This window comes from Paenibacillus sp. (assembly GCF_035645235.1).
Lineage (GTDB): Bacteria > Bacillota > Bacilli > Paenibacillales > YIM-B00363 > Paenibacillus_AE.
The window spans coordinates 1-4,307 of sequence record NZ_DASQMZ010000036.1 but is presented as its reverse complement, the minus strand read 5'-3'; the positions used below and the strand labels follow the sequence as shown (position 1 = coordinate 4,307).

Here is a 4,307-nt window from a genome sequence, read left to right as displayed (position 1 = left end):
ACCTTCGCGAGCTCCCCGCTCGCCGCGTCGTCCACCCGCCCGTACCGGATGCAGCGGTCGATCTCGCGCCGAACGTCCGCGAGGTCGTACAGCGAATGCGCGTACGACGTCACTCGCGGCGCCTGCTCCCGTTTGCCTTCCATATACCGCCGCAGCTGTCCGCAGCCCGTCAAGAACGTGAGGATCGCCCCGAAATCCGCCTCCGTAAACACATACCCCGTCCCCACAAGCTGGAAAACGGTCTCCATCCCCTCGAGCGACGGCAGCGGCACGCTGGCGCCGTGCCGCAGCAACGCCGCCGCCTCGGCGGTTTCCTCGAGCAGCGAACGCGCCGCCGACGCTTCCGTCACCGGCCGCAGCGAGCGCGCGAGCGTCTTGCCGACGTAGGTATTCGCGTAGCCCGTCACTTGCTCCACCACTTGCATATATTCCAATCGGTGCAATGTTTGTTCGTTCATTTTTCTTTTCGCTCCCATAGTCAAGAATAATTTTGATGTCTCCAAGCCGCCTCCGCGGCGCAAAAAAAAGACAAAGCCGACGCCGAAAACGCACGACGCAGCTTTGCCGGGACAGGCCTACTCCCCCAATCCGGACCGACAAAAAAACCGCGCTGCAAGAAACACAGCGCGGCGATGGGCCGAAGGAGTACGCCGATGGCGCAAGATGTTCGTTCCGCGTGTTCTTAACTGATCGAGATTCCGACGCGAAGCGCGCAAGCAAACAAGCCCCTGCCGGATCGACAAGGTCTCCTGCGAACAATCCTCGGTCTAGCCTCGTATGAAGTTGCTCAGTTAAGAACCCCTGCAGACATCAAAATCTCTCCCTATGTAGAGTTATGGTATATTTTAGGCCGAAGACGACGGATTGTCAAGGGAAACAATGCCTCCCGCCGAACGGAGCCGCAGCGTGAACGTCGTCCGTCCGGGGATGGACGACGCCGTAATGTCTCCTTCGTTCTTCTCCATGATTTGCTTGCAGATCGCGAGCCCCAAGCCGGTGCCGTGGGCTTTCCCGCTGACGAACGGCGTAAACAGCGCATCCAGCATCGCCGGGGAAATGCCGGCGCCGTTGTCGATGACGTCGATGCGCACCTCGGAGGCGTCGCCGCGCGCTTCGATCCGAATGCGCTTCTCCTCTTCCGCTCCCGTGAGCGCGTCGATGCTGTTGTTCAGCAGGTTGATGAGCACCTGCTGCATCGAGGCTGGCTGTACGAACGCCCGCAGCCCTTCCTCGACCGACGTCTCGAGCTCGATCCCTTCGCTCGACAGCCGAGGCGCGATGAATTCCGCGGCGGCCGCGACCATCTCCCGCACCTCGAGCTCCGCGAACGGCTCGGCGACGCCGCTGTTCTTCGAGAAGCTGAGGAACTGCGTGATTTGCGCGTACAACCCGTCGAACTCCTTGCGGATGACGTCCAAATATCGCAGCAGCTTCGGGGATTCGAGGGGACCGCCGCGAATTTCCCGGTCGATCAGCTTCAGAAAGCCCTCGATCGCGAACAGCGGGTTTCGCAGCTCGTGCGCGAGGCTCGCCGCCATCTTGCCGAGCAGCTGCAGACGGTCGTGGTGAAGCTGATGAATGACCTCCTCCTTCTGGGAGACGATCGCCTTCGTGTAGGTCCAGTAATGGTCGGCGATCATGCGCTGGATCGTATCGAGACGATCGTTCAGCACGGAGCAGCCGGCGTCGCGCTCTTCCGGCGACGGCGTATCGACCGCATGGTAAGCCGTAAGGAGCCGCATCGAGGCCTTCCGCCACAGGTGCGTGCTGTGCAGCAGTCGAGACGCGGGCGTCCCGCGCCGCGCATGGTAATCGCACATCGCGGGAATGATGCCGATCGCGGGATGCGTCTCGACGGGGATCCAAGCTTCCACGAGCAAGCGGAAGTAAATGCTCGCGTTCATCTTCAGCTCGTCCCGCGGATAGACGCCCGGGAACTCTTCCTCGACGAGGTCGAGCCACTCGTCGATGACTTCGTTTTCGCAGTGCTGTTGGAAGCGCTTTAACCAATGGTAGGATGCCATCCGCTACACCCCCAGTCCCTCATTTCGTGTCTACGTCCTCATCCTCGGACGAACCAAATGAGCGCGCCGATCGCGAGCGCGGTCGTCAGCGCATAAATGACGGAAAGCCGAATCCAATTCGGCACGGAGTTTCGGTCGTACGCCGGATTGCCCTCATTGTTTTCGCGGGACGCGCCGATCCAAAGGGTGGCCAAGAAGCCGATCAGCGTCACCCCCACGACCGCAATGGAGCCGTATAAGAAGAAGGTATTTCCCATGTTGCGATGTTCGCCTGCCTTTGCGCATAGTAGTTCCTACTGGCCTTCTAGCCCCTTATTATAGCGCAACTTATCCCCCGCCGCTCAAACATGTTACAATGAGAGGCGATACGAACGAGAGGACGACTTCACTCATGAATGTTGCATTTTTTCTTTTACCGAAGACCGACGTCATTACGCTGACGCCGAACCATACGATGCGCCAGGCGCTCGAGCGCATGGACCGCCACGGTTACACCGCCGTGCCGCTCGTCGAGGAGAACGGCAAATACGTCGGCACGATTACGGAGGGCGACCTGCTGTTCAAGCTGAAGAACGAGCCGGAGCTCAAGTTTTCCGACACGCATCGCGTCCCGCTCCGCGACGTCAAGCAGCGCCGCACCGTCGAGCCCGTCCGCATCAACGCCGTCATGGAGGACCTGATCAAGCTGGCCGTCTCGCAAAATTTCGTCCCCGTCGTCGACGATATGGACGTCTTCATCGGCATCATTCGCCGAAGCGATATCATCGAGTACTGTTATGGGAAAATGGCGCGCTAATTCCGCATCATCCCCGAACATAGGACGACATTCGTCGGAATAGGCTGATAATAACTATCTTAGAGGAGGTGGATCCGTCCGCGCGAGGCCGAAATCGGACCGCGCGGGCGGAGACGCGAGTGGACCCCTTGCCCTTATGGCTCGGACTGACGTCGATCGTCGTGTTGGTGTTTCTGAACGGCTTCTTTGTGGCTGCGGAATTCGCGATGGTCAAGGTGCGGGGCACCCGCATCGATGCGCTCGTGCAGCAAGGCCATCGGCGCGCCGCCTTCGCGAGGCGTCTGACGACGAACTTGGACGCCTATCTTTCGGCATGTCAACTGGGCATTACCTTGGCCTCCCTCGGGCTCGGCTGGATCGGCGAGCCGACGATCGCGAAATGGCTCGAGACGACGTTCGCCGGCCGCATCCCCGATCCGCTGCTCCATCCGCTCGCGTTCGCCATCGCGTTTTCCCTCATTACGATCCTCCATATCGTCCTCGGCGAGCTGATGCCCAAGACGCTCGCGATCCGCAAATCCGAAGGCGTGACGCTCATGACGGCGTTGCCGCTCGACCTTTTCTATCGAATCATGTATCCCTTCATCTGGCTGCTCAACGGTCTCGCGGGGCGGCTGCTGCGGCTGCTCGGCATCGAGCCGGCGAGCGAGAGCGAGTCGGCGCATACGGAAGACGAAATCCGCATTCTCGTGAAAGAGAGCAATAAGAGCGGGCACATCGACAATACGGAGCTGGCGCTCGTCCATAACGTGTTCGACTTCGCCGATACGACCGCGCGCGAAATAATGATTCCGCGGACGGAGATGGTATGCTTGTACGCCGACCGGCCGTTCGCCGACAATATGCGCATCGTGATCGAGGAGAAGCATACGCGGTACCCGGTGTGCGTCGAGGACAAGGACAACGTCGTCGGCATGGTTCACATTAAGGACCTGCTCGAGCCGAACGGCGCGACCGACCTGCGGCCGTTCGTTCGGCCGATCATGAAGGTGCCGGAATCGATGCCGATTCCGCAGCTGATGAAGGTGCTGCAGCGCAAGCGGTCGTACATGGCGCTGCTCATCGACGAATACGGCGGCACGGCGGGGCTCGTGACGTTCGAGGACATTATCGAGGAGCTGGTCGGCGAGGTGCACGACGAATTCGACGAGGAGCGGCCGGCGATCGAGAAGCGGGATGCGGAGACGTTTTCGATCGACGGGTTGCTGCTCATCGAGGACGTGAACGAGCATTTCGGGGTTGCGATCGACAACGACGTGTACGATACGATCGGCGGCTGGATGTACGCCCACGTCGAGAGCCCTCCGCGCGTCCATCAGAAGGTCATCGTGGGCGAGTTCGAATTTTCCGTCGAGGAGACGGAAAATCTGCGCGTCTCGCGCATCCTCGTGCGGCGACGGCGCCATGAGCCGGTGCGCGCGTTCGGCGTAGGGTAAGCCCGCGCGTGCCCGGTTACCGGAGTTCTCCGGTAACTTCGCCGATTTCGG

The 4,307-nt window shown here is 60.6% G+C and carries 4 protein-coding genes and 1 pseudogene; 2 read left to right on the top strand and 3 right to left on the bottom strand.

Features of this window, described 5'->3' with window-relative positions; all coding sequences use genetic code 11:
• From VEZ38_RS03435 to VEZ38_RS03425, 3 genes and pseudogenes are all read right to left on the bottom strand, one after another.
• Positions 1 to 458, bottom strand: a pseudogene (locus tag VEZ38_RS03435) (DNA mismatch repair protein MutS); the annotation flags it as partial.
• 387 nt (positions 459 to 845) lie between these two features.
• On the bottom strand, positions 846 to 2,024 hold the full coding sequence (locus tag VEZ38_RS03430) for a HAMP domain-containing sensor histidine kinase (protein ID WP_324891949.1): 1,179 nt from the start codon (positions 2,022 to 2,024) through the stop codon (positions 846 to 848).
• A 38-nt stretch (positions 2,025 to 2,062) separates the two neighbouring features.
• Positions 2,063 to 2,281, bottom strand: a complete 219-nt coding sequence (locus VEZ38_RS03425; protein ID WP_324891948.1) for a hypothetical protein — start codon at positions 2,279 to 2,281, stop codon at positions 2,063 to 2,065.
• A 134-nt stretch (positions 2,282 to 2,415) separates the two neighbouring features.
• Between VEZ38_RS03425 and VEZ38_RS03420 the strand changes: the two genes are divergently transcribed.
• On the top strand, positions 2,416 to 2,820 hold the full coding sequence (locus tag VEZ38_RS03420; protein WP_324891947.1) for a CBS domain-containing protein: 405 nt from the start codon (positions 2,416 to 2,418) through the stop codon (positions 2,818 to 2,820).
• Positions 2,821 to 2,939: 119 nt separating this feature from the next.
• The gene (locus VEZ38_RS03415; RefSeq protein WP_324891946.1) at positions 2,940 to 4,256 is read left to right on the top strand and encodes a hemolysin family protein; all 1,317 of its coding nucleotides are present in this window, start codon (positions 2,940 to 2,942) and stop codon (positions 4,254 to 4,256) included.
• Positions 4,257 to 4,307 lie beyond the last annotated feature (51 nt).